At 38.5% G+C, this 23,959-nt stretch carries 21 protein-coding genes and 1 other annotated feature; of the genes, 3 read left to right on the top strand and 18 right to left on the bottom strand.

What is annotated here, in order from left to right; all coding sequences use genetic code 11:
* Positions 1 to 131: 131 nt before the first annotated feature.
* Both Q5760_RS18135 and rnz read right to left on the bottom strand, forming a co-directional pair.
* A complete protein-coding gene (locus Q5760_RS18135) occupies positions 132 to 1,466 on the bottom strand; it encodes a sodium-dependent transporter (protein WP_428909022.1) in 1,335 nt (444 codons plus the stop codon).
* 124 nt (positions 1,467 to 1,590) lie between these two features.
* Positions 1,591 to 1,801 (bottom strand) — a binding site (T-box leader).
* 84 nt (positions 1,802 to 1,885) lie between these two features.
* Positions 1,886 to 2,806 carry a ribonuclease Z gene (gene rnz / locus Q5760_RS18140; RefSeq protein ID WP_428909023.1) on the bottom strand — a complete coding sequence of 307 codons (921 nt, stop codon included), beginning with the start codon at positions 2,804 to 2,806 and terminating at the stop codon, positions 1,886 to 1,888.
* 153 nt (positions 2,807 to 2,959) lie between these two features.
* Here rnz and zwf point away from each other — a divergent pair, with 153 nt between their 5' ends.
* Entirely contained in the window at positions 2,960 to 4,459 is a 1,500-nt protein-coding gene (gene zwf / locus Q5760_RS18145; RefSeq protein WP_428909024.1) for a glucose-6-phosphate dehydrogenase, read from the top strand.
* Between the two features lie 312 nt (positions 4,460 to 4,771).
* Here zwf and gndA read toward each other — a convergent pair whose 3' ends face one another.
* The 3 genes from gndA to Q5760_RS18160 all read right to left on the bottom strand — a co-directional run bounded on the left by gndA (position 4,772) and on the right by Q5760_RS18160 (position 8,973).
* The gene (gndA, locus tag Q5760_RS18150) at positions 4,772 to 6,190 is read right to left on the bottom strand and encodes an NADP-dependent phosphogluconate dehydrogenase (RefSeq protein ID WP_428909025.1); all 1,419 of its coding nucleotides are present in this window, start codon (positions 6,188 to 6,190) and stop codon (positions 4,772 to 4,774) included.
* Between the two features lie 301 nt (positions 6,191 to 6,491).
* Positions 6,492 to 7,757, bottom strand: coding sequence for a DNA polymerase IV (locus Q5760_RS18155; protein ID WP_428909026.1), 1,266 nt, complete (start codon positions 7,755 to 7,757; stop codon positions 6,492 to 6,494).
* A gap of 94 nt (positions 7,758 to 7,851) precedes the next feature.
* Complete coding sequence (locus Q5760_RS18160) at positions 7,852 to 8,973, bottom strand: tripeptidase T (RefSeq protein WP_428909027.1); 1,122 nt, start codon at positions 8,971 to 8,973, stop codon at positions 7,852 to 7,854.
* A gap of 400 nt (positions 8,974 to 9,373) precedes the next feature.
* Between Q5760_RS18160 and prli42 the strand changes: the two genes are divergently transcribed.
* The gene (gene prli42, locus Q5760_RS18165; protein ID WP_428909028.1) at positions 9,374 to 9,475 is read left to right on the top strand and encodes a stressosome-associated protein Prli42; all 102 of its coding nucleotides are present in this window, start codon (positions 9,374 to 9,376) and stop codon (positions 9,473 to 9,475) included.
* A gap of 53 nt (positions 9,476 to 9,528) precedes the next feature.
* Here prli42 and Q5760_RS18170 read toward each other — a convergent pair whose 3' ends face one another.
* The 12 genes from Q5760_RS18170 to Q5760_RS18225 form a co-directional block, all read right to left on the bottom strand.
* Positions 9,529 to 10,041 carry a L,D-transpeptidase gene (locus Q5760_RS18170; protein ID WP_428909029.1) on the bottom strand — a complete coding sequence of 171 codons (513 nt, stop codon included), beginning with the start codon at positions 10,039 to 10,041 and terminating at the stop codon, positions 9,529 to 9,531.
* A 25-nt stretch (positions 10,042 to 10,066) separates the two neighbouring features.
* The gene (locus Q5760_RS18175; protein ID WP_428909030.1) at positions 10,067 to 11,068 is read right to left on the bottom strand and encodes an aromatic acid exporter family protein; all 1,002 of its coding nucleotides are present in this window, start codon (positions 11,066 to 11,068) and stop codon (positions 10,067 to 10,069) included.
* A 104-nt stretch (positions 11,069 to 11,172) separates the two neighbouring features.
* Positions 11,173 to 11,895, bottom strand: coding sequence for an amino acid ABC transporter ATP-binding protein (locus Q5760_RS18180; RefSeq protein WP_428909031.1), 723 nt, complete (start codon positions 11,893 to 11,895; stop codon positions 11,173 to 11,175).
* Positions 11,888 to 12,547, bottom strand: coding sequence for an amino acid ABC transporter permease (locus Q5760_RS18185; protein ID WP_428909032.1), 660 nt, complete (start codon positions 12,545 to 12,547; stop codon positions 11,888 to 11,890). The genes Q5760_RS18180 and Q5760_RS18185 overlap by 8 nt, the downstream gene beginning before the upstream one ends.
* 99 nt (positions 12,548 to 12,646) lie before the next feature.
* A complete protein-coding gene (locus tag Q5760_RS18190; protein ID WP_428909033.1) occupies positions 12,647 to 13,420 on the bottom strand; it encodes a transporter substrate-binding domain-containing protein in 774 nt (257 codons plus the stop codon).
* Positions 13,421 to 13,703: 283 nt separating this feature from the next.
* A complete protein-coding gene (locus Q5760_RS18195) occupies positions 13,704 to 14,141 on the bottom strand; it encodes a BrxA/BrxB family bacilliredoxin (RefSeq protein ID WP_428909034.1) in 438 nt (145 codons plus the stop codon).
* 336 nt (positions 14,142 to 14,477) lie between these two features.
* A complete protein-coding gene (locus Q5760_RS18200) occupies positions 14,478 to 15,731 on the bottom strand; it encodes a dihydrolipoamide acetyltransferase family protein (RefSeq protein WP_428909035.1) in 1,254 nt (417 codons plus the stop codon).
* 21 nt (positions 15,732 to 15,752) lie between these two features.
* Positions 15,753 to 16,736 carry an alpha-ketoacid dehydrogenase subunit beta gene (locus Q5760_RS18205; protein WP_428909036.1) on the bottom strand — a complete coding sequence of 328 codons (984 nt, stop codon included), beginning with the start codon at positions 16,734 to 16,736 and terminating at the stop codon, positions 15,753 to 15,755.
* Between the two features lie 11 nt (positions 16,737 to 16,747).
* The gene (locus Q5760_RS18210) at positions 16,748 to 17,743 is read right to left on the bottom strand and encodes a thiamine pyrophosphate-dependent dehydrogenase E1 component subunit alpha (protein WP_428909037.1); all 996 of its coding nucleotides are present in this window, start codon (positions 17,741 to 17,743) and stop codon (positions 16,748 to 16,750) included.
* A gap of 33 nt (positions 17,744 to 17,776) precedes the next feature.
* Positions 17,777 to 19,195, bottom strand: a complete 1,419-nt coding sequence (lpdA, locus tag Q5760_RS18215; protein WP_428909038.1) for a dihydrolipoyl dehydrogenase — start codon at positions 19,193 to 19,195, stop codon at positions 17,777 to 17,779.
* A 196-nt stretch (positions 19,196 to 19,391) separates the two neighbouring features.
* Positions 19,392 to 20,492 (bottom strand): butyrate kinase, encoded by a 1,101-nt coding sequence (gene buk / locus Q5760_RS18220; protein WP_428909039.1) that lies wholly within the window; start codon positions 20,490 to 20,492, stop codon positions 19,392 to 19,394.
* Positions 20,493 to 20,676: 184 nt separating this feature from the next.
* Entirely contained in the window at positions 20,677 to 22,740 is a 2,064-nt protein-coding gene (locus tag Q5760_RS18225; protein ID WP_428909040.1) for a sigma 54-interacting transcriptional regulator, read from the bottom strand.
* Positions 22,741 to 22,918: 178 nt separating this feature from the next.
* On the opposite strand from Q5760_RS18225, the gene Q5760_RS18230 reads away from it, so the two are divergent.
* Complete coding sequence (locus Q5760_RS18230) at positions 22,919 to 23,170, top strand: DUF2627 domain-containing protein (protein WP_428909041.1); 252 nt, start codon at positions 22,919 to 22,921, stop codon at positions 23,168 to 23,170.
* A gap of 12 nt (positions 23,171 to 23,182) precedes the next feature.
* On the opposite strand, the gene Q5760_RS18235 is transcribed toward Q5760_RS18230, so the two are convergent.
* A complete protein-coding gene (locus tag Q5760_RS18235; RefSeq protein ID WP_428912624.1) occupies positions 23,183 to 23,920 on the bottom strand; it encodes a glycerophosphodiester phosphodiesterase in 738 nt (245 codons plus the stop codon).
* Positions 23,921 to 23,959 lie beyond the last annotated feature (39 nt).

The following is a 23,959-nucleotide window of genomic DNA, read 5'->3' on the forward strand; positions in this document are numbered from 1 at the left end:
TGCTATCAATTTTGTTCTTTAGGGCCTCGCTCACGGATTTTATCACTTAGACTAATCCCATAAAGTCCTTTTGACCATCACTCATCCATTAAAATATAGAAGACGAGACGGGTATCTCCAACCGCCTCCTGCTAGATCACCTCAATGATATCGAGGAAGACAATAATAATCACAAGCGGGACCACATAACGTAATAAGAAATACCAAACCTGAAATAATCCCTGATATTTCGAGTTTTGAATCAATTCGTTTTTCAAAACATCCTTTTTCATTTTATAAGAAACAAAGATTGAAATAAGAAATACCCCAATTGGCATTAAAATATTACTGACAAGAAAGTCAGCCGCATCAAAGATACTTTTATTAAAAATGGCGATATCTGATAAAACTCCAAAGGATAAAGCAGAAGGAATTCCCACAATAAATACAAGAGTCCCGATTATCCAAGATAATCGATTTCTACCTCCTCTTCCCTTTGAAATAGACGCTACAACAATTTCGAGTAGAGAAAAGGCTGAAGTCAGCGTTGCAAAGAGAAATAACACAAGGAAAATCAATAAGAACAAATTCCCAAATATCATTTTTTCAAAAACAGACGGTAAAATAATAAAAAGTAAACCAGGACCTGCAGTTGGTTCGAAACCTAATGAAAAGACCGCAGGGAAAATGGCTAATCCTGCAAAAAGCGAAATCAGTAAATTCATTGCCACAATCGATAGGGCAGGTTGTACGATACTTGCCTCTTTAGATAAATATGAACTGTACGTGACCATGACAGAAACCCCGACACTCAATAAAAAGAAGGATTGACCAAGCGCAAATAAAATACTTTGAGAGTTTAACTTTGTAAAATCAGGGGTTAAGAAGAATTCTACACCCGCCATTGCATTGTCAAGAGTAAGCGAACGGACCATTAAAACAACAAACAAAATAAATAGGGCGGGCATCATGAATTTGCTTGCCTTTTCAATCCCAGATTGAACTCCTTTACCTACAACGAATATGGTAATCATAAGAAACGCCGCTTGCATCCCAACAGCAATCACTGGATTTGAAACAGCTTCATTAAATAGAACCTCATAATTGACGTTGCCTTGCCCCACTTGTCCAGTTACACTGTAGAGAATATATTGCAGGATCCATCCACCAATCACACTATAAAATGAAAGCAAAATAAAACATGTGATGATCCCTAGATAACCGATCCAATGCCATTTTGTACCGGGAGCAATTGTTTTATAAGCAGTGATTGCGTCCTTTTGTGTACTTCGCCCAATGACAAATTCAGCTAGTAAGAGGGGAAGCCCAATTAAAAGTGAAAAAATTACCAATATGAGAATAAAGGCTCCTCCGCCACTCGTTCCTGTTACATATGGCAGTTTCCAAATGGCTCCAATTCCAATTGCAGAACCAGCTGATGCCAAGATGAAACCAAGTTTTGATGACCATTGCTCTGTCTTCTCCACCATTTATACCTCCTTATTCTTATATCCCATTTCTATACCCATACTGATTAGAACATTTTCAAAAAACCAGTTAGAATCCTCATCCTTCATTCATTTTTAACAAACAAAAAAGTCACAAGCTCTGATAAGGGACGTGAAGAACACGCGGTACCACCCTTATTGAAAGCTTGTGACTTTCCACTCAAAATTTAATAACGGTAAATGACCGATTCCTTTGTACAAAGAAATAAGCTCCAAGCTGAAATTCACTATAACCTTTGTATCAGTTTGCACCATCCGCTGACTCTCTCTTACAGGGAGTTTATAGCTTAATAAACACTCTTCAAAGCCATATTACAATAATATTCATAGACGAATTATAAGCTCTTTAACACAATAAATCAATCCTATTTTACTTAAAAATCATTATTTTTATATAATTATCTCGGAATTTCAATGGATTTAAAATCATGGGCGATTTCGGTTTCAACGAAAATCTCACGGGCTTCCTTGACTAATTCATCAGACGCATCGCGATCATAGCGGGAACTAATATGGGTAAGACAAAGCTTTTTGGCTCCCGCACCTTTTGCCGTTTGAGCAGCCTGATAGGTGGTTGAATGAAAATAATCCTTTGCCAACTCTTCTTGCCCTTGTGAAAAGGTTGCCTCATGTATGAGTAAATTTGCATTCTCTGCAAGCGTAATGGCCGCTTCACACATTCTCGTATCCCCAAGAATGGTCACCACTCTTCCCTTCTGCCTTGGACCAACATAGTGTTCAGGGTTTATCACAGTCCCACCTTCTAAAGTAACAGATTCCCCAGCCTTTATCCGTTTATAAATCGGACCTGGTTGGACCCCGATTTCCTGTAATTTATCAACGAGCAACGTCCCTGGTAGATCTTTTTCTACAATTCGGAATCCATAGGAAGGAATTCCATGATCAAGCAGCTTTGCTTCAACCATAAATTGGTCATCTTCAAATATAATGCCTTCTTCTATTTCCACAATATTTAGCGCATACTTTAAATAGGTTCCGCTGACCTTTAAACTAATTTGGATATAATCCTTTAATCCCTTAGGTCCATATACAGTCAATTCTGTTTCACCACCTTGAAACGAACGGCTGGAAAGTAAACCTGGCAATCCATATATATGATCACCGTGTAAATGGGTAATAAATATTTTTTCCATTCTTGAAGGTTTAATGGATGTATGTAAAATTTGATGCTGGGTGGCCTCCCCACAATCAAATAACCAAATCGTTCCACGTTCTTCCAAAAGTTTTAACGCAATGGATGTTACGTTTCGTAATTTTGCAGGAATCCCTGCACCCGTTCCTAGAAAAAAGACTTCCATAGGTCACTCTCCTTATCCATAGTCATTAAAGTTATTATATCGAAAGACAAAGAATTTGCATATTTAGACAGATATCGTTAAAATTTGACGATAGCAGTATTTATTTTTTTGTCCGTAAAGCGACTATTTTTAAAATGAAAAGAGGTTTACATCATGACTCAAAACGAAAATCCGGCATCTTTAATTGTCATCTTTGGTGCTACAGGGGATTTGGCCAATCGAAAATTATACCCATCACTATATAATTTATTTAGCAAGGGAAATCTATCTAAAAATTTCGCTGTTGTCGGTGTCGCGAGAAGATCCCTTTCAAATGATGAATTTAAACAAAATATTATAAAATCCGTTGGAACTGTTTCAAACGATCAGGAGAAGGTGAATGAGTTTGCATCCCATTTTTATTATCATTCCCATGATGTTACAGACTCAGCTTCCTATACTGCATTAAAAGAACTTATCAATGATTTAGATGATCATTACCAAACAAAAGGCAATCGAATCTTTTATTTAGCCATGGCTCCAGAATTCTTTGGAACCATCGCCATACACTTAAAGGAAGATGGACTAACCGATGTACAAGGATTTAAGAGACTTGTCATTGAAAAACCATTTGGTCATGATCTTAAATCAGCAAGAGAATTAAATGATCAAATTAGAACCGCTTTTGATGAAGAAGAGATTTACCGAATCGATCATTACTTAGGTAAAGAAATGGTCCAAAACATTGAGGTTATCCGTTTTGCCAATGCGATCTTTGAACCATTATGGAATAACCGTTATATTTCCAATATCCAAATCACTTCAAGTGAAACACTCGGTGTAGAAGAGCGCGGTCGCTATTACGAAAACAGTGGTGCCCTTCGCGACATGGTTCAAAACCATATGCTGCAAATGGTTGCACTACTCGCAATGGAACCACCTATTCGATTAAACACGGATGAAATTCGTTCAGAAAAAGTAAAAGTATTCCGTGCCATGAGACCAATAAAAGGTGACGAAGTGAAGCAATATTTTGTGCGCGGTCAGTATGGACCAGGGTATGTGAATGGAGAATTAGTTCCAGGATATCGAAACGAGCAAATGGTCAATCCTGAATCAAACACAGAAACCTATGTAGCAGGAAAACTAATGATTGATAATTTCCGTTGGGCTGGAGTTCCTTTTTACATACGTACCGGTAAAAGAATGAAAATGAAATCAACGAAAATTGTTGTCCAATTTAAGGATATCCCAATGAATTTGTATTATAAAACAGAACAAACCCTAAATCCAAATCTATTGGTGATTCATATCCAACCAGAAGAAGGGATCACTCTTCATTTAAACGCTAAAAAAGCAGGACAAGGCATGGATGCCCAAACTGTCAAATTAAGCTATGCCAATAAAGGGGTAGATGGAATTAATACACCTGAGGCATATGAAAGGTTATTATTTGATTGCATGAAGGGTGATGCAACGAACTTTACTCACTGGGATGAAGTCGCCTTTTCATGGAGCTTTGTTGATAATATTTCGGATGTTTGGCAAAATACCTATGCCAACTTTCCAAACTATGAATCAGGTTCATCAGGTCCAAAAGAAAGTGATATTCTCCTTGCAAGAGATGGCTTTTTCTGGTGGCCGATTACCAATCTAGAAGTTGACAATTGTTAATAAAAAAGCGCAAGCGCCTTGCTCACCCCGATAAAGAAAACTCTCCGACTGGCAAGCCTTTAGGCGATGACAGAGGAGTAGTTGCACTTATGCCGGTTCGGCCAAGCACAAGACGAGCCGTCAAGAAGATTGTTCTTTAATCTTCTTGACGGCTTGTTAGAAATGTATAGGCGACTGTCCAGGGACTCAGGTCTAGACAAGCTTGTGACCTCGAGGGGGTAGGCGCTTGAGCTGGAAATCAATCTAACTTTAAACACTTATACTTCTTAGTTAATACAAAAACCTCTTTGCATGTGCAAAGAGGTTTTTGTATTAATTTTCTTCTTGGAACCATTGTGTATGGAAAATACCTTCACGATCAATACGTTGGTACGTATGTGCACCAAAGTAATCACGCTGAGCTTGCAATAGGTTAGCTGGTAATGTTTCTGTTCGATAGCTATCGTAATAAGCAAGTGCAGAAGAGAAACATGGAGCTGGAATTCCAAATTGAACCGCCTGTGCAACAATATCACGTAAAGCATATTGATAGCTTTCAACGATCTCTTTAAAGTATGGATCAAGGAGAAGATTTTTTAGACCTGGATCCTGATCATAAGCATCCTTAATTTTTTGTAAGAATTGCGCTCGAATGATACATCCTCCACGGAAAATCATCGCAATATCGCCATATTGAAGATCCCAATTATATTCCTCAGAAGCGGCCCTCATTTGCGCAAACCCTTGGGCATAAGAACAAATTTTACTCATGTATAAGGCTTTACGAACAGATTCAATGAAAGCTTGTTTATCCCCAGAAAATTCTTTTGCATCTGGTCCTTTTAGAATCTTACTTGCCGCAACACGTTCTTCTTTCATCGCAGAAATGAATCGAGCATATACGGATTCTGTAATAATTGGAAGTGGAACACCTAAATCAAGAGAGTTTTGGCTTGTCCATTTTCCAGTCCCTTTTTGACCTGCAGTATCAAGGATCACATCAACAAGAGGTTTTCCTGTTTCTTCATCCAGCTTCGTAAAAATGTCAGCCGTAATTTCAATTAAATAGCTGTCAAGTTCACCCTTATTCCACTCTGCAAAGACCTCATGAAGCTCATTTGCATTTAGACCAAGGACATGTTTCATGAGGAAGTAAGCTTCACAAATAAGCTGCATATCCCCATATTCAATCCCATTGTGAACCATTTTTACATAGTGCCCCGCTCCATCTGGACCAATATAAGTTGTACATGGATCATTATCTACTTTTGCAGCAATATCTTTAAAAATAGGTGCAACTAATTCATACGCTTCCTTCTGTCCTCCTGGCATAATTGAAGGTCCTTTTAAAGCGCCCTCTTCCCCACCAGAAACGCCAGTACCAATAAAGTGAATACCAAGATCACTTAGTCTTTGATTTCGGCGTTGCGTGTCTTTAAAGAACGTATTTCCACCATCTATGAGAATATCCCCTTTGTCCAGATACGGGATTAATTGATCAATCGTTGCATCTGTGGCTGGACCTGCTTTGACCATCAGCATAATTTTTCTAGGGCTTTCTAAGGAATTCACAAATTCTTCAATTGAATAAGTACCCTTGAAGTTTCTACCCTTGGTTTCAGCTAGGACTTCATCTGTTTTTTCACGAGAACGATTGTAGATTGCTACTGAATACCCTCGTGACTCAATATTCATGGCTAAATTTCTTCCCATTACAGCCATTCCTACTACACCAAACTGTTGTTTTGTCATGTTTTTACATCCTTTCTTGCAAAACTATGTATAACCATTTTACTTTAGCAATATTTGTCGAAATTAGCAAAAAATCTGATTCACGTATAGTATACCAAACTAATTACAATCAAATTCGTCTGTTGAATTTGCGTCCGGATTATTATCGAGCTCACTCGATAATATACCTTTAAAAATCCGAGGCATCTGCCGTGGCTTAACTTCACTCAGCAGGGTTTGACCGCCTACTAAATCAACAAAAGTAGTTTTGATACCTTAACTTTAGCAATAAAGAGGACTTCAGCTGAATGAAGTGATCATTTTAATCCTTTGGAAAAAAGTCGAGAAAATCTTTACTAAAACTTGTTTGAGCTGTGTTTTTCGAACTTTTTTTTTCCGTTACTTTATCTTGTGCTTTTTCAATAATCTTATCACCAAATTTTGCACGCAGTCCTTCAACTGTTTTTAGTAAAGGTTCTTTTTTTGCTTCATTTTCATAAGTAAAAAGATCCAGCTGCTTTACAGCTCGCTTCTTTTCAACAAGATCAGACCCTGTTACACCGAGTAAACGGACAGGTTCTCCATTCCAATGCTTTAAAAATAGTTCCTTTGCTTCTTTTAACAACTCTTGGTATTGTGCTGTTGGATTTAATAGCTTTTTACTTCGATTAATCGTTTTGCGATTCTTGTAACGAATCGTAATGCCAGCGGAGGCTGCTAGTACCTTTTTACGATTCATACGGGCTGCTACCTTCTCAGATAATCCTTCGAGAACATGAAGGAGTTCTTGTTGATTGGTAACATCCTTTGGCAGAGTCGTAGAATTTCCAATACTTTTAATCTCTGCTGCTGCATTTGGGTCAACCGGTCTTTCATCTATCCCATTTGCTCTTTCCTTCAAACGAACCCCATTGATACCAAGAAGACCTTCTAATTGCATTTTGTTCGCCTCTGCCAAATCCTTGATCGTCATAATCCCGATGCCATTCAACTTTTCAGAAGTTTTCTTCCCGACACCATGCATTTCTCCAACTGGAAGAGGCCATAGAACATTTTTAACATCTCGTTTACGTAATACCGTAATACCGAGGGGCTTTTTCATATCTGAAGCCATTTTTGCTAAAAAACGATTAGGTGCCACTCCAATGCTACATGGCAAATCCAATTCATTTAATACTTGTTTTTGGATATTTTCAGCAATTTCTAGAGGAGTTCCTAATTCAAAACTTTCCGTAATATCCATATAGCCCTCATCTATTGAAACAGGTTCCACAAGTTCGGAATATTGTCTAAGAATGTTAAACATCCCAAATGAGGCCGCACGATAACGTTCAAAGTTAGGAGTCATGACAATCAGCTGCGGACAAAGCTTTTTCGCTTCCCACAGAGGCATCGTTGTTTTAACCCCAAATTTTCGTGCCTCATAGCTGCATGTAATAATTATTCCCCGTCTTTCTTCTGGATTTCCCGCAATGGCTAAAGGCTTTCCCTTTAATGTTGGATCAAACGCCATTTCAACAGAGGCATAAAAACTATTCATATCTACATGGAGGATCACTTTCCCATTCTTAGGATACATCTCCTTCATAACCGAACACCTTCTATACAATTTCACTAAGCTTATTGTAACACGAAATGGCAAAAAGACTCGCTATACCCACGAGCCTTTTAGAACAACAGTTTTATTCCCCAGCAACTTCTTGAATAATGGCAATTGTCATTTCTGCTAGCTTATATAATTCTTCAATCGGCATTCTTTCATTGGTTGTGTGAATTTCTTCGTATCCCACTGCTAAATTAACGGTTGGGATATCAAATCCAGCAATGACATTGGCATCACTACCACCGCCACTATGTAATAACTCACAACCTCGACCAATTTTAGCGGCAGCCTTTTTCGCCACTTCCACTACATGGTCCCCATCCCCAAACTTGAAACCAGGATACATTACTTGCACTTCTACTTCTGCTTTTCCACCCATTTCTTGTGCGGTACTTTCAAAAGCATCTTTCATTTTTTTTACTTGAGCTTCCATTTTCTCTGGGATGAGCGAACGAGCTTCAGCCAAAATTTCCACATGATCACAAACGATATTTGTTGCTTGACCACCTGCAAATCGACCAATATTGGCAGTTGTTTCCTCATCGATCCGACCAAGTGGCATTTTGGCAATTGCTTTTGCCGCCATTGTAATCGCCGATACTCCTTTTTCAGGGGCTACACCGGCATGTGCCGTTTTTCCAAGAATAGTGGCTTTAATATGTGCTTGTGTTGGAGCTGCAACAATGATATTTCCTACTTTGCCATCACTATCAAGTGCATACCCATATTTTGCTTTGATTAACGTTGGATCAAGAGCTTTAGCGCCAACTAACCCCGATTCTTCTCCAACAGTAATAATAAATTGAATATCACCATGTGGAATCTTTTGTTCTTTGAGGACTCGAATCGTTTCCAACATAACCGATAAGCCCGTTTTGTCGTCTGCACCTAGGATCGTTGTACCGTCTGTCACAACATAACCGTCTTTAATGGATGGCTTGACACCTTTTGCCGGAACAACTGTATCCATATGTGAAGTGAAATAAATGGTATCCACTCCCTCTTTTGTCCCTTTTAATGTACAAATTAAGTTTCCAGCACCATGACCTGTGATCCCCGTTGTATCATCCTCTATTACATCAACCCCTAAATCCGTGAACTTTTGCTTTAATACTTTCGCAATTTCTGCTTCGAATTTTGTTTCAGAATCAATTTGTACTAGTTCTAAAAATTCATTTAATAAACGTTCTTGGTTGACCATTATCTAACGACCCCTTACACTCTCTTTTCTTCTAGTATACCTCTTTTTATAATCCTGCTTCAAATTACGACCCGCTCACTTAAAAAATAAGAAATTGATTTCAGTCGTTTTAAGATCATATCCATGATAAATAGAAGCAATGTTCTAAGTTTATTTGAATGAAAAGCATGAAGATTCAAGTGGGAGAGCGAAACCGACAAGCCACCTTAATACAAGTATCAAGGTAGTTTGTCGTCCGCGAAAGAGAAGTACCGAAAAGTAATAGTTCCAGAATAAAAGCAAAATCATCCATCTTTGGTTTGATAGTTGTCCAAAAGAATGTTTATTAGTAAAATAAACATATTGAATCTCGTTTATGATTGCAGACAATCAATAAATACACATGTTGGAGGGAACTTAGTTGTCTAAAAAAAGAAAGAAAACACAAAAAATCGTCGTTTATTTAATGATCTTTGCCATGTTAGCTTCAACGATTTTAACAGGGATCTTAATGTTTATTTAATAAATAGAAATGAAAGTGAAAGTGCTTGGCAGATGGCCAAGCACTTTCACTTTTCATTTTATTGCTCCATATTCTCTTGCTAAATCTTCAAATGTCTTTGTTGTGGAGATGACAAGAATTTTGCTGCCAAGAGGAATTTTCGGATAAAGTGATTCAATAACTTCATTTTGTAGACGGATACAACCTTGTGAAACCCTCTTTCCAATAGAAGAAGGGTTATTTGTTCCATGAACGCCATAAATACGCCCGTTTGTTTCTTTAGCATCAAATCCAATCCAGCGCGAACCTAGAGGGTTTTCCGGCGTTCCACCAGGTATATCTTTCTTAATATAATAGGGGTTCTCCGCTTTAACCGTGATCGTAAATAAGCCCTCTGGGGTTAAATCGTCGGTTACCCCTGTTGCAGCATCAACGACCATTTCAACACGATTTTCATAAACAAACGCTAACTCATTCGTGTTCTTATTGACAATCAAGAACGGATCGCCTGGCAATGGATTGACACCTAGAGGCCATATAGGTGAAAGAGATAAAGCACAGATTAGAGTGGATAATAATTTAACCATAGCATCACCTCTCTATTCATTTGATTTAGTTTCCTTCACCTACCGGGGTTTTATTCATATCATTTTGTTTATAGATTCCTTTAAAAGAGCGCTTTATAAGAAGATATTGTTCCATTTCGTTCAAAAAGTGAAACAGTGCCGCGCGAATAGCAAATTCTTCCCTTGTTTTGGGAAGTTCCATATTCTCGAAAGAAAGTCGCATGTTATTTAACTTTTCTAAATTGATATCTACCGTATTTCCAGCATGAATATGTTCTGAAAGCTCCTCTATAAAATCGGCAATCATTTTTCCTTGCTCAACCGTCTTTGAGATGGAAGTAATGCTAGGCAGCACCTTTTCGATAATTTCAAATTGCTTTTCCCTTATTTTAAAATACGTATAATAGAGTTGCTCCTCATTATTGTGAAAAAATTGATTCTCCATTTCTCGAAATGAAAGTGCCTTTGCTTCATTAATCAATTGAATTGTTTCAGGGATTTCCTTCCCATCCCAATTATGATCACCATGTCCTAAGTAATGGACAATCTCTTGAAAGATGATTTTAAAATTCCCTTCAATTTTTCGTTGATACTCTTCAATTTGACGATCTAAGCTTGGCATATATAAGTTCGCCATTAAAGCAATTCCAATTCCAATCAAGATGATGAACAATTCATTAAAGATAAAAGAAACGGTTACCTCGCCAGCCGAATAGAAATGCAAAATAATAACAGCACTAGAAGCAACACCATCGCTTGCTTTAAATATTACCACCGTTGGAATAAAAAAGAGGAGCAATAACCCGATCACAGCAGCATGATAACCGATGAACTCAAAGAATACGATTGAAAAGACAATCGCGATTAAACAGGCAAGAATTCGGTCCCATGATGCTCTTAGTGACTTTTTCTTCGTAATCTTAATACATAATATCGTTAAAATTCCAGCAGAAGCGTAATTATCTAAATGAAAGCTTTGTGCAATCAAAATAGCTAGTGCTGCACCAACCGCCGTTTTTAGCGTACGATGGCCAATTCGAAATTTCATTGTACTTCTCCCTATTTGTCTTTTTCCTTCAGTTTAACATGTTTTTCCCTTTAAAAATAAAAAGGAGAAAAGATTATCGTCATCTTTTCCCCTTTTTATCGAGATTATAATACTTTTTCTAAAAAGTCTTTGGCGCGCTGGCTCTTTGGGTTGGCGAAAAATTCTTCTGGTGGGGAATCTTCGGCTAATTGACCATTCTCTAAAAAGAGAACACGATCTGCGACTTCTCGGGCAAATCCCATTTCATGTGTAACAATCGCCATTGTCATCCCGGAGTCTGCTAGTGATTTCATAACATCTAGCACCTCTTTCACCATTTCTGGATCTAAGGCTGATGTTGGCTCATCAAATAACATGACTTTAGGTTCCATCGCTAACGCTCGAGCAATCGCTACACGCTGCTTTTGCCCACCAGATAAACGACTCGGATACTCAGAAGCTTTTTCAGCTAACCCTACTTTTGTTAATAAATCCATGCCGATTTTTTCAGCATCTTCTCGGCTCATTTTCTTCACCTTCATCGGTGCATAGGTTATATTCTCCATGACGGTTTTATGAGGAAATAAATGAAAATGTTGGAATACCATGCCCACATTTTGCCTGATTTTCATAATGTCTGTTTTCTTATCCATTAAATCTGAACCATGAATATAAATATGACCACCAGTCGGTTTTTCTAATAAGTTTAAACAGCGAAGAAATGTCGATTTCCCTGATCCAGATGGACCAATAATCGCGACTACTTCACCTTCTTGAATCGTAGTTGAAATTCCTTTTAAAACTTCAAGCTTGCCGAAATGTTTGACTAACCCCTCTACCTTAATCACTTTTTCTCATTCTCCTTTCGACAGCCTTTCCAATCAAGGTTAATGCCATAACTAAAAGATAATAGATAATCCCTGCTAAAAGAAGCGGTTCAATAAAACGGAATTTATCAGCGCCAACCTGGTAAGCACGACGCATAATATCCATTACACCGATGGTTGTGACAATCGCAGATTCTTTAGTTAACGTAATAAATTCGTTCATCAATGAAGGTAAAATATTTTTAAGTGCTTGAGGTAAAACAATGTTAATCATCATTGGACGATAAGGAACCCCTAAAGCCATGGCTGCTTCACTTTGTCCTTTGTCAATTCCTAAAATTCCACCACGAATAATTTCAGAAATATAAGCGGTCGAATTTAATCCAAAGGAAACAATCGCTGCTGTAAATGGTTCAATTTGATAACCAAGTACTTGCGGAGAACCAAAGTAAATGATCATCAATTGTAATACAAGCGGCGTCCCACGGAAAATGGACGTATACACATCCGCAAACCAATTTAATATCTTAATATTACTAATTTTAAATAATGATAAAATAATTCCACCGACAAATCCGATAATCCCCGCAAAAAACGCAATTTGAAGTGTAATCCAAACTCCATCTAAAATAAAAGGAAATGACGGGAGAACGGATGAAAAATCTAAATTCATTGTACCAATCCTCTCAGGATGTATTGAAATAAAAAATCTATATTCGATTAAACGGAGAAAAACGTTCAGAAACGATTTTCTGAACGTTTTACAATACGATTATTCAAAGTACTTTTTAATAATCGTATCAATTTCACCGCTATCTATCATTGCTTTTAATTCATTATTAAATTCGTCTGTAAGGTCACTACCTTTAGGGAATGCAATGGCATAACCACCGTCAGCGTCTTCAATCGTAAATCCAGCAATATCTTTATTTTCTTCAAGATATCCTTGCGCTACTGTATCTTCAATAATCGCAGCATCAAGGCGTCCAGCCATAATTTCTTGAATAAGCTCTGGGATACGGTTACGGTTTTCAATGGAAAACCCAACTTCTTCCGCTAATTCTTTCCCTTTTTCTTCCTGAATTGACCCCATTTGTGCTGCTACTTTTTTACCAGCTAAATCTTCTTTTGTTTCAATCCCGCTGCCTTTTTTCGATACAATCACGTGCTTGGATGTATAGTAAACATCACTAAAGTCTACATTCTTTTTACGATCTTCTGTTGCTGACATAGCTGACATCACAAAATCAGCTTGTCCATTTTGTAACGCAGAAATCAATCCGCCAAAGTCCATATCTTGTACTTGAAGTTCGTATCCAAGTTTTTCTGTAATGGCTTTTGCAATATCAATATCAATCCCAACAATGTCGCTACTTTTTTCAGTATCAATATATTCAAATGGTGCATAATCGGCTGATGTTGCCATTTTTAAAACCTTTTTATCGCTGTCACCAGCTGTTCCTGCGTCTTTTTCTCCTGTACCACACGCAGCCAGTATTCCCATCGCTAGGATACTCATAAATAAAATAGATATTAATTTTTTCACGGTTCTTCCCCCTCAAATCTAAATCCTTGTTATATTAGATAGTGTTCCTCTTGTACTATAATATTATTAGGAACGAATATTTATTCACTTAAATGCATTTTAACACATTGTTATGAATATGCAACAGAAAAATAGGTGAAAAAGTAAAATTCTAAAATTCTGATTGGCTGTTATTCAATGAAATATCAGACAAGTTCTTTCGTAGTACGTTTTCGCTAGGTTTCATGTTTCACACAAAAATGTCCATTATTATCAATAATAATGGACATTTCTTATGAATATTTTATACTTCCTCACAATATTCATCAAAATATTGTTGTAATTTTTGCATAACCGCTGCAGGCTCATGACCCTCAATTTCATGGCGCTCTACCATCTTAAGAATCTTCCCATCCTTTAGTAGTGCAAAAGATGGTGAGGACGGCGGATAACCTGTGAAGTATGAACGAGCTTTTTCCGTTGCCTCTTTATCTTGCCCCGCAAAAACAGTCACCAATTGATCTGGGCGCTTATCATAGTGAAGCGCATGAGCTGCAACCGGACGAGCGGTTCCACCTGCACAACCACAAACAGAATTAATCATCACAAGTGTCGTGCCTTTTTTATTTAATGCTTCGTCCACTTCTTCCGGTGTTTTTAATTCTGTATATCCAGCTTCAACAATCTCTTGTCTTGCTCTAAGAACATGATCATTCATGAATAAATTAAAATCGATATTCATTTCCTCGCTCCTTTTAATAGAATTCACCTGGGAGAATTTTCGCCTAGATTTTCGTCGAGCTCGCTCGACAACTTCCTTTGAAAATCTATGGCATCCGCCGGAGGCTTTTAACTTCATTCTGCAATGGTTTGACCCCATACTGAATATAGATAAATACCCATTCATGTAAGAGAACAAATCTACTGAAGGAAGTAAAAAAGTAAAAAACTTAAATATATTATTATCATAACAATATTTTTAAATAAAGTGCAATCATTAGGATTAAGTTAAAGTAACTAAGTTGAGGTGACAGGCACCTTCCAGTTTGTGGAAGGTGCCTGTCACCTCATTACATTCTTAATAAATTGGTGTATTCTCTCTTGATGTTTTTTCGAGAATTTCTTTGACTCGATGCATAAATTTTCCACAGATGAATCCGTCGAGCACGCGATGATCAAGTGAAATGCATAGGTTGACCATATCTCTAATGGCAAGCATATTATCGATTACAACTGGACGTTTGATGATGGACTCCACTTGCAAGATGGCTGCTTGCGGCTGATTGATAATTCCCATCGATTGAACAGAGCCAATTGTACCTGTATTATTAACAGTAAACGTACCGCCCTGTAAGTCTTCAACCTGTAAATTTCCAGTTCTTACTTTTACTGCATAATCATTGATTTCGCGAGCAATCCCTTTAATGGATTTTTCATCCGCATTTCTAATTACCGGTGTAAATAGTTCCTTCTCGGTTGAAACAGCGATATTTAAATTAATATCCTTTTTCTGCACAATTTTATCGTCTGCCCACATCGAATTGATCTCTGGGAAATCTGTCATAGCTTGGGCAACAGCTTTAACAAAGAAAGCAAAATAGGTAATATTGTAGCCTTCTTTTTTCTTAAATTCGTCCTTCACTTCATTTCGATATTGAACGAGATTTGTCACATCGACTTCCACCATCATCCACGCATGGGGGATTTCATTCTTGCTTTTAATCATTTGATTCGCAATGGCTCGACGAACTCCATTTACTGGGATTTCAAGATCACCCGTACTTACCGGTACAACGTTATCTTCCTGCTTGACTGGTTGAGTAACCTCTGCACCTTGTTGGATTGGCTGTGGAACGGTTTCTTCCGTCTTCTTCTGGGATGTACCAGATTCAATGACTTTTAATAAATCTTTTCGCGTAATCCGTCCACCTAATCCAGTCCCATTTACAGTATTTAAATCAATCCCATGTTCTTGTGATAATTTGAGAACTGCGGGAGAATAGCGGGCTTTTTGTGACTCTTCCTCTTGAACTTGTTTATTTTCACTCACATTACCACCAACTTCCTCAGGGCTTACCTCCTCCGGTACTGAATCCGTTTCAACGATACAAATAGCTTCGCCAACCTGCAGGGTATCGCCTTCTCCGGCAAGAATTTCTTTTATACTTCCAGAAAAAGAAGAAGGAATTTCTGCCGTTACTTTATCTGTGATGACCTCAGCAATTGGTTCATATTTATTAATAGGGGTGCCGACTGTGACCAACCATTTAGAAATCGATCCTTCCGTTACACTCTCACCTAATTGAGGCATCGTAATCCTTTCAATTGCCATAAATTATTTCTCCCCCTCTCCTTAAAATTCCGCAAGCTCTCTCATGGCTTTTTCCACTTTTTCCGTATTCACCATGAATTCCTTTTCCATCGTTGGTGCAAACGGCATCGCAGGTACATCTGGACCCGCCAAACGTTGTATCGGAGCATCCAATTCAAATAAACAATGCTCTGCAATAATGGCCGACACTTCACTAATAATACTGCCTTCTTTATTATCTTCCGTTACCAACAAAACTTTACCCGTTTTGGTCGCAGCCTCAATAATCGCCTCTTGATCAAGCGGATAAACAGTTCGTAAATCCAAAACATGTGCCGAAATCCCTTCTTCGGCCAATTTTTCTGCAGCCTGTAGAGCGAAGTGAACACAAAGACCATATGTAATAACCGTAATATCATCGCCTTCACGCTTTACAGCCGCTTTTCCAATCGGTAATACATAATCTTCTTCCGGTACTTCTCCCTTTATTAACCGATAAGCTCGTTTATGTTCAAAAAATAAGACAGGATCATCATCACGAATTGCCGCTTTAAGTAATCCTTTCACATCATATGGAGTTGAAGGCATGACAATTTTCAAACCAGGTGTATTGGCAAAGACAGCCTCAACAGATTGTGAATGATACAGGGCACCATGTACGCCGCCGCCATATGGAGCACGTATGACAATCGGACAGTTCCAGTCATTATTGGAACGATAACGAATTTTAGCCGCCTCTGAAATAATTTGATTGACAGCAGGCATAATAAAATCAGCAAATTGCATCTCTGCCACTGGTCGCATTCCATACATCGCCGCACCAATCCCGACACCCGCAATCGCAGATTCAGCTAATGGCGTGTCAATTACCCTTTGCTCGCCAAACTGTTCATATAGACCAACGGTTGCCTTAAATACTCCACCTTTTTTTCCAACATCTTCACCCAAGATAAAAACTTTTGAATCTCTTTCCATTTCCTCTCGGAGCGCCATCGTTATGGCCTCTATATAAGAAATATTCGCCACTCTGATCCCCCCTATTCTTCCGCGTATACATATTTCATTAAATGTTCAGGACTCGCATACGGAGCATTTTCAGCATAATCCGTTGCATCATCCACTAATTTCTTAATCCGGATGTTTATATCCATTTCCTTCTGATCATCGATTACATTCGTTTCTTTTAAGTAGGTTAAAAAAGAAAGCAGCGGATCTTCCGCTTTTGCTTTTGAAATCTCTTCATCTGTTCGATAACTGCGATGATCATCATCAGAGGAGTGAGGTGTCATACGATGGACAAGTGCCTCAACTAAAGTCGGTCCTTCACCACGTCTACCGCGATCAGCCGCTTCTTTAACGACCTGATAAACAGCTAACGGATCATTTCCATCAACCGTTACTCCTGGCATGCCATAACCAATCGCCCGATCCGAAATACGTTCACATGCCACCTGTTTACTTAGCGGAACCGAAATCGCATATTGATTATTTTCACACATGAAGATAACCGGAAGCTTATGCACACTTGCAAAGTTGGCTCCTTCATGAAAATCTCCTTGATTGGATGACCCTTCACCAAATGTCACAAACGTAACACTGTTTTCACCAGCCATTCTCGCAGCGAGGGCAATGCCTGCCGCATGGGGAACTTGAGTTGTTACAGGAGAAGATCCCGTCACAATCCGATTTTTCTTTTGCCCAAAATGACCCGGCATTTGTCTTCCTCCAGAGTTCGGATCCTCCGCCTTAGCAAAATTGGAAAGCATCAACTCTGTTGCCGTCATTCCAAACGCAAGGACCATACCTAAATCCCGATAATAAGGGAGAATATAGTCTTCCTTACGATTCAAAGCAAAAGCTGCCCCTACCTGTGCTGCCTCTTGACCTTGACAAGAAACAACAAACGATATTTTTCCAGCACGATTTAATAGCCACAACCGTTCATCGATTTTTCTAGCTAAAAGCATCGTTTCATACATTTCTAAGACTTGATCATCACTCAAACCTAAAGCATGATGACGGTTTTCACTCATATATGTAACCTCCTGTATTTTACATATTAACGATTATCCATGGAGAGCATTGCCATCAACAGCAAGCGCAGCTTCTCCGATTACCTCTGACAAACTTGGATGCGGATGAATAGTCTGGGATATTTCCCAAGGTGTTGCATCAAGAACACGAGCTAGTCCAGCTTCAGAGATCAACTCTGTCACATGTGGTCCAATCATATGAACACCTAGTAAATCATCGGTTTCTTCATCAACAACCATTTTGACAAACCCATCACTTTCTCCAAAAATCAGCGCCTTCCCGATTGAACGGAACGAAAACTTTCCTATTTTAACTTTATAGCCTTGTTCCTTAGCTTCTTCTTCCGTTAAGCCGACCTTTGCTACTTCTGGCTGGCTATAGATACAAGTCGACACAAGTGAGTAATCAAGTGGTTGTGGTTTTAAACCAGCGATATGTTCAACCGCAATAATGCCTTCATGTGAAGCCACATGTGCCAGCTGCAGTCCACCGATGACGTCCCCGATTGCATACATATGGGTTTCTTTTGTTTGATAAAAGTCGTTTGTTTTAATAACACCTTTATCGATTTGTATCGCTGTATTTTCCAAGCCAATTCCTTCAATATTTGCTTTCCTTCCAACCGTAACGAGCAGCTTTTCAGCATGGAAGGAGCGGACTTCCCCATTAATTTCAGCTTGAATCGATACGCCGTCATCTTTTCGTAGGGTTTCTGGCAAGACTTTTGCCCCTGTATAAATGTTGATTTTTTTCTTTTTAAACAGTCGTTGCATTTCCTTTGAAATCTCTTTGTCTTCTGTTCGGAGAATTCGATCCTCATACTCTAGAATCGTGACGTCCACATCAAAATCAGCCAACATCGAAGCCCACTCTACACCAATGACCCCTCCGCCAACGATAAGAATCGATTTAGGTAGATACTCCATCTCCAAGGCTTCATCCGACGTGAGGACATATTGTCGATCGATCGGAAAATTTAATGGGTTTGGTCTTGAACCTGTTGCAATGATGACATTTTTCGGAATTAACATTTCATTTTCCGTTCCATTATTCATCTCAACCGAAATCGTACCTGGCAGAGGCGAAAAAATAGAAGGTCCCAAAATCCGTCCTGTCCCCTCGTATATATCAATCTTGCCTTTTTTCATAAGGTATTGAACACCATTATGTAGTTGCCCAATGATTTTCTCTTTTCGTTCTTGTACTTTTGAAAAATTCAAGGAAACGCCTTCGATCTGAACTCCAAATTCGTCCCCTCGTTTCGTCGTCGCGTATACCTCTGCGCTACGAAGCAAGACTTTCGATGGGATGCAGCCTTTGTGAAGACATGTTCCTCCCAGTTTTTCTTTTTCAACAATGGCGGTCTTTAGTCCGAGTTGCGCAGCACGAATCGCAGCTACATATCCGCCTGTTCCCCCGCCAAGAATGACCAAATCATATTCTTTTGCCAAAGTTATCCCTCCCATGGCTTATTTTTATAAAAAGAGCTAACAATCTAAAAAAATTAGCTGGCGTATAGAACAAACTAAAGTTAGTTTCCGCTTTGTGATGTTGGAATTGAACCAAATTCAGTGGTCATTGAACCAAAATAGGCAGGAATTGGACCAAATCGAGCGCTAATTGAACTTTTCAACTTTTTCGGAAGTATTATTCAAATTTAATCGCCGTTTGAGGATATTCCTTTGCCTTTTCCTCCCCATTTAGCACACGCAATGCCCCTTCAGCTAATGCTAATAATACATTTTCTCCCGGATGGACAAAGACATCTGCGATCCAATTCACTCGATCCATAATTTCACCCGTTAGTTTTTTACGATAAGCAAGATCACCTGTTAAAATAATCGCATCGACATCACCAGCTAAAACCGTACTGGCTGCACCAATTTCTTTGGAAATTTGATACGCCATCGCCTTGTACACTAATTGGGCCAATTCATTTCCTAGATCCATCATTCTCTCGATTTCCTCAGGATCGTTTGTATGTAAATAACCGATAAATCCGCCTTTACCAACGAGCAACTTCATAATTTCCTCTTTTGAAAATTCCCCAGAAAAACAAAGTTCAACGATATCTCCTGCCGGTACTGAGCCAGAACGTTCTGGACAAATGGGACCTTCTCCAACAAGACCATTATTCACATCAACGACTTTGCCTTTTTGATGGGCACCAATGGTGATGCCTCCTCCTAAATGGGCGACAATTAAATTCAGCTCTTCATAACGCCTTCCCAGTTCTTTTGCTACTCGATGTGCTACTGCTTTTTGATTTAAGGCATGAAAAATGCTTTTTCTTTCAATCAATGGCAAACCTGAAATTCTTGCCACTTCCGAGAGTTCATCTACGACAACAGGGTCCACAATAAAGGCCGGAATATTAAGACCAGCGGCAATTTCATGAGCTAGAATTCCACCTAAGTTAGAAGCATGTTCCCCTGCATAACCAGCACGTAAATCCGCAAGCATGGTTTCATTGACGAGATAGGTTCCCCCTTCAATCGGGCGAAGTAATCCACCTCTGGCACAAACCGCATTGAATCTAGATAGATTTAACCCTTCATAATGAAGGGATTGTAAGATTTCATTTTTTCTAAACTCTAATTGGTCGATAATATGTACATAAGACTCCGTCACTTCAATATCGTGGAGAATCTTTTTTTCCCAAATGGATATTTCATTCTCAAAAATAGCGATTTTCGTAAAAGTGGTTCCAGGATTGATTGTTAAGATGCGATACTTTGTTTGGTGCATTTGTACACCTCCAAATGATACTTTCAATAAGTAATTGACCCCTTACCCAAAAACACTTCAGTACATTTATAGAAAAAATAGTGAATATCATAAATACATGCAAGTTTTATGCCAAAATTAAAACCTCAGTAAAATCCAACTTCCACTATTTTAACTATGAAAAATATTGCAGAAACCACGCAACTTATTTCATGCTATTATTTGCAAGGTTGTATTTTTCTAATTTATAATATAAATTCCTTACAGATAACCCTAATTCCTTCGCTGTTTTTGTTTTGTTTCCACTATTCTTTTCCAATGTTTTCCTAATGATTATTTTTTCATACTCCTCAAGACGCTGTGAAAGTGTAGCTTCTGAATGCAAGTCAATTGGCGTTTCAGAGTCTGTTGGTGGCTGGTTCCCCAATTCAAAAATGTGTTTAGAATCAACCAATTTTTCATTATAATTCATGAAAATGATCGCTCTACGAATGATATTATCTAATTCACGAATATTTCCGGGCCATTCATAATGAAGAAGACGGGACAATGCACTTTTCGTAATGCCTTCTACATTTCTTCCATATTCTCCATTAATCTTTTCGATTAATCGAATGCAAAGGGAATTGATATCTTCTTTTCTTTTTCTTAATGGCGGGATAAAAATCGGCATTTGATTGAGTCGATAATAAAGATCTTCCCGGAATTCTCCATTTGCCATCGCTTTCTCCAAATTTTCATTGGTCGCCGCAATCACTCGAACATTTAAAGAAATTGCTTCAGTCCCACCAACCCTTGTAATTTCATTTTCTTGAAGAACTCTCAACAATTTTACCTGTGTATTTAAAGATAACTCGCCAATTTCGTCTAAAAAGATACTCCCATTATTCGCTTCTTCGAAGAGCCCCTTTTTTCCTCCTCGCTTAGCACCGGTAAAAGCTCCTTCGACATAACCAAACAATTCGCTCTCTAGTAAAGATTCACTTAGGGATGCACAGTTCACGCGAATGAATTTATTAAATTTGCGGTCACTAGCATTGTGAATAGCATGGGCAAATAGTTCCTTCCCCGTCCCAGATTCTCCGCGTAAAAGAATAGTTGCAGGCGTTTGCGCTGCCAATTTCGCTTGTTCGATAGCGATTTTCATGACATCAGAACTGCCGATAATATCATCAAAAGAGTATTTCGCTTCTAATGTGCGGATCATCTGCTTGGCGCGATATAATTCTCGGTCCAAGTTTTTCAATTCTGATACATCGCGAATAATTCCGACGCTACCTTTTAATTTGCCATCCACGATAATCGGAGCGCCATTCACTACGACTTCGCGTTTATGGGGTCCAACCAACATCGGTACACCTTTAACCGCTCTCCTAGTTTTTAATACTTTCATATGAACGCTATCACCAACCGCGATATCGATTGTTGCCGGCTTTCCTATCACTTGTTCCTCGGATAAACCCGTAATTCTTGTATAAGCAGGGTTTACCATGATGCCTATTCCAGTTTCGTCCACAACGGAAATCGCTTCATCACTACAATAAAAAATCGCCTCAAGCTTTGTTTGAACTTCCTTTAAATCGGTAATTTCTTCAGCCATACTTACAGCTTGGGATATATCTTTAAAAACGGAAAAACCACCCATTAATAATCCGTTTTTATCAATAATAGGAATTCTTGTAGATATCACGCTTAATCCATTGGGAAGTTGTACTTCTCTATTACTTTCAATGGTCCTTGTTCGAAGCACCCTTGGTAACTCACTCTTTGGTACTATCGTTGAAATATGTTTCCCAAGTGCTTCTTCTCTTGGAATCCCGATTAGTTTTTCTGCAATATGGTTGAGAAGAATGACCTTCTCGTCGTTATTAATCACCATCATTCCATCATCGACAGAATTAAAAATAAGATTATATTTATAGGTTTCCTGCTGAATTTTCGAAATTAATCTTTCCTTATCTTTAAAAAGCTTAATGAGCATACGAGCAACACTCGTTGGAATGAGTACGGTTTCCCGTGAAAAAGCTTTTCTTAAATCACGGTATACTTCCTCATTTCCTGTCACTTCGATAATCATATCAATTTTTTCGTTTACAAATGGACGCCAATCCGAGGATGTTTCAATTCCACATTCTTTTGCCCATTGAATTCCAGGGGCATCAGCTTTTAAGTCAATTACAGCTTGTACATTTAAAACGATAGAATCCTGGACGAGCTGCAGAATCGCCATACCACCTTTTCCCGCTCCAACGACCATCACATTTTGCATAATACACACCCTCTTCGTGCAATCTTTTTCACTCTATAACCTGAAAAGAAATTCATACTCCTTATTGTAATGATTATGTTCTTTCTTGACAAATCTCTTTAATAATTTATGATTTTATTAAGTAGAAAATTTTTAATATTGAATATAAACAGAATATGTTAACGAGAGGATAATCAAGATGATTAGAATCATAGCACTTTTGATATTAGTGATTCCTGGAGTAATTGCTGCGTATGGGGTTAAGTTCATGAGGGATATGGTATTTGGCATCTTACATACTCCAATTCCTTATTTATGGTTACAATTTTTTATTGGATTATTAATGGTTGTGGGTGGAATTGGATTTATTGCTGGGTTCATTCTTCACCGCGATCGAAAAAGAAATAAAGTACAGTCTCGATTTCAAAAAATAGAAAGTGACATGAAATAAGCCTAGGATGTATTATTTTCCTAGGCTACTTTTATGTTTTACTTTTAAAGCAAGAACAGGATCATCTGTGATAATGGCCGAGCTCCCTTTTTCAAACAGTTTCTCCATGTCTTTTTCCTTGTTAACCGTATATGGTCTTACTTCAATTCCATTTTCTAATGTAGATTGGAGAATGTCAGATCGATAGGCCGTGTATTTTGGATGAATTCCCTTTGCCCTGATAGATTGGGCATAGACCCACGGCATATAAACCGCATTCCCCAACAGTGGAGCGATCTCAATCTCAGGTGCGATTCGATAGGATTTTACAATGCTGTAATGGTTAAAGGATGAGATGATGATTCTCTTAGAAAGATGATACTCGCGAACCATTTGAATCACTTTTTCCTCCATGCCCTCATACGGAAGAACATTGTTCTTTAGTTCAATGTTGCAGATGATTTCGTTGGTGGTCATCCATTCTAATACTTCTCTTAATGATGGAATTGGCTGTTTCTTAGTGATTGATTTCATAAGGTGACCTGCATCTAATTTTCGAAGCTCTTCGAGTGTTAAGTCTTTTACGTAGCCTTTCCCGTTTGTCGTTCGATTTACTTTTTCATCGTGGATGACGACTACTTCCCCGTCTTTTGAAAGTTGGACATCAAGTTCAATGCCATCCGCTCCTTCTTTTGCTGCTTCTTGGAAGGCGAGCATCGTGTTTTCTGGGTATTTTACGGAGTAGCCGCGATGGGCAAAGATTATAGTTATGTTGGATCACATCCTTAGAAAGTATTTATACTTTCATTC

This window comes from Niallia sp. Kr1 (assembly GCF_050389805.1).
In the GTDB taxonomy this organism is placed as follows: Bacteria; Bacillota; Bacilli; order Bacillales; family Cytobacillaceae; genus Bacillus_BD.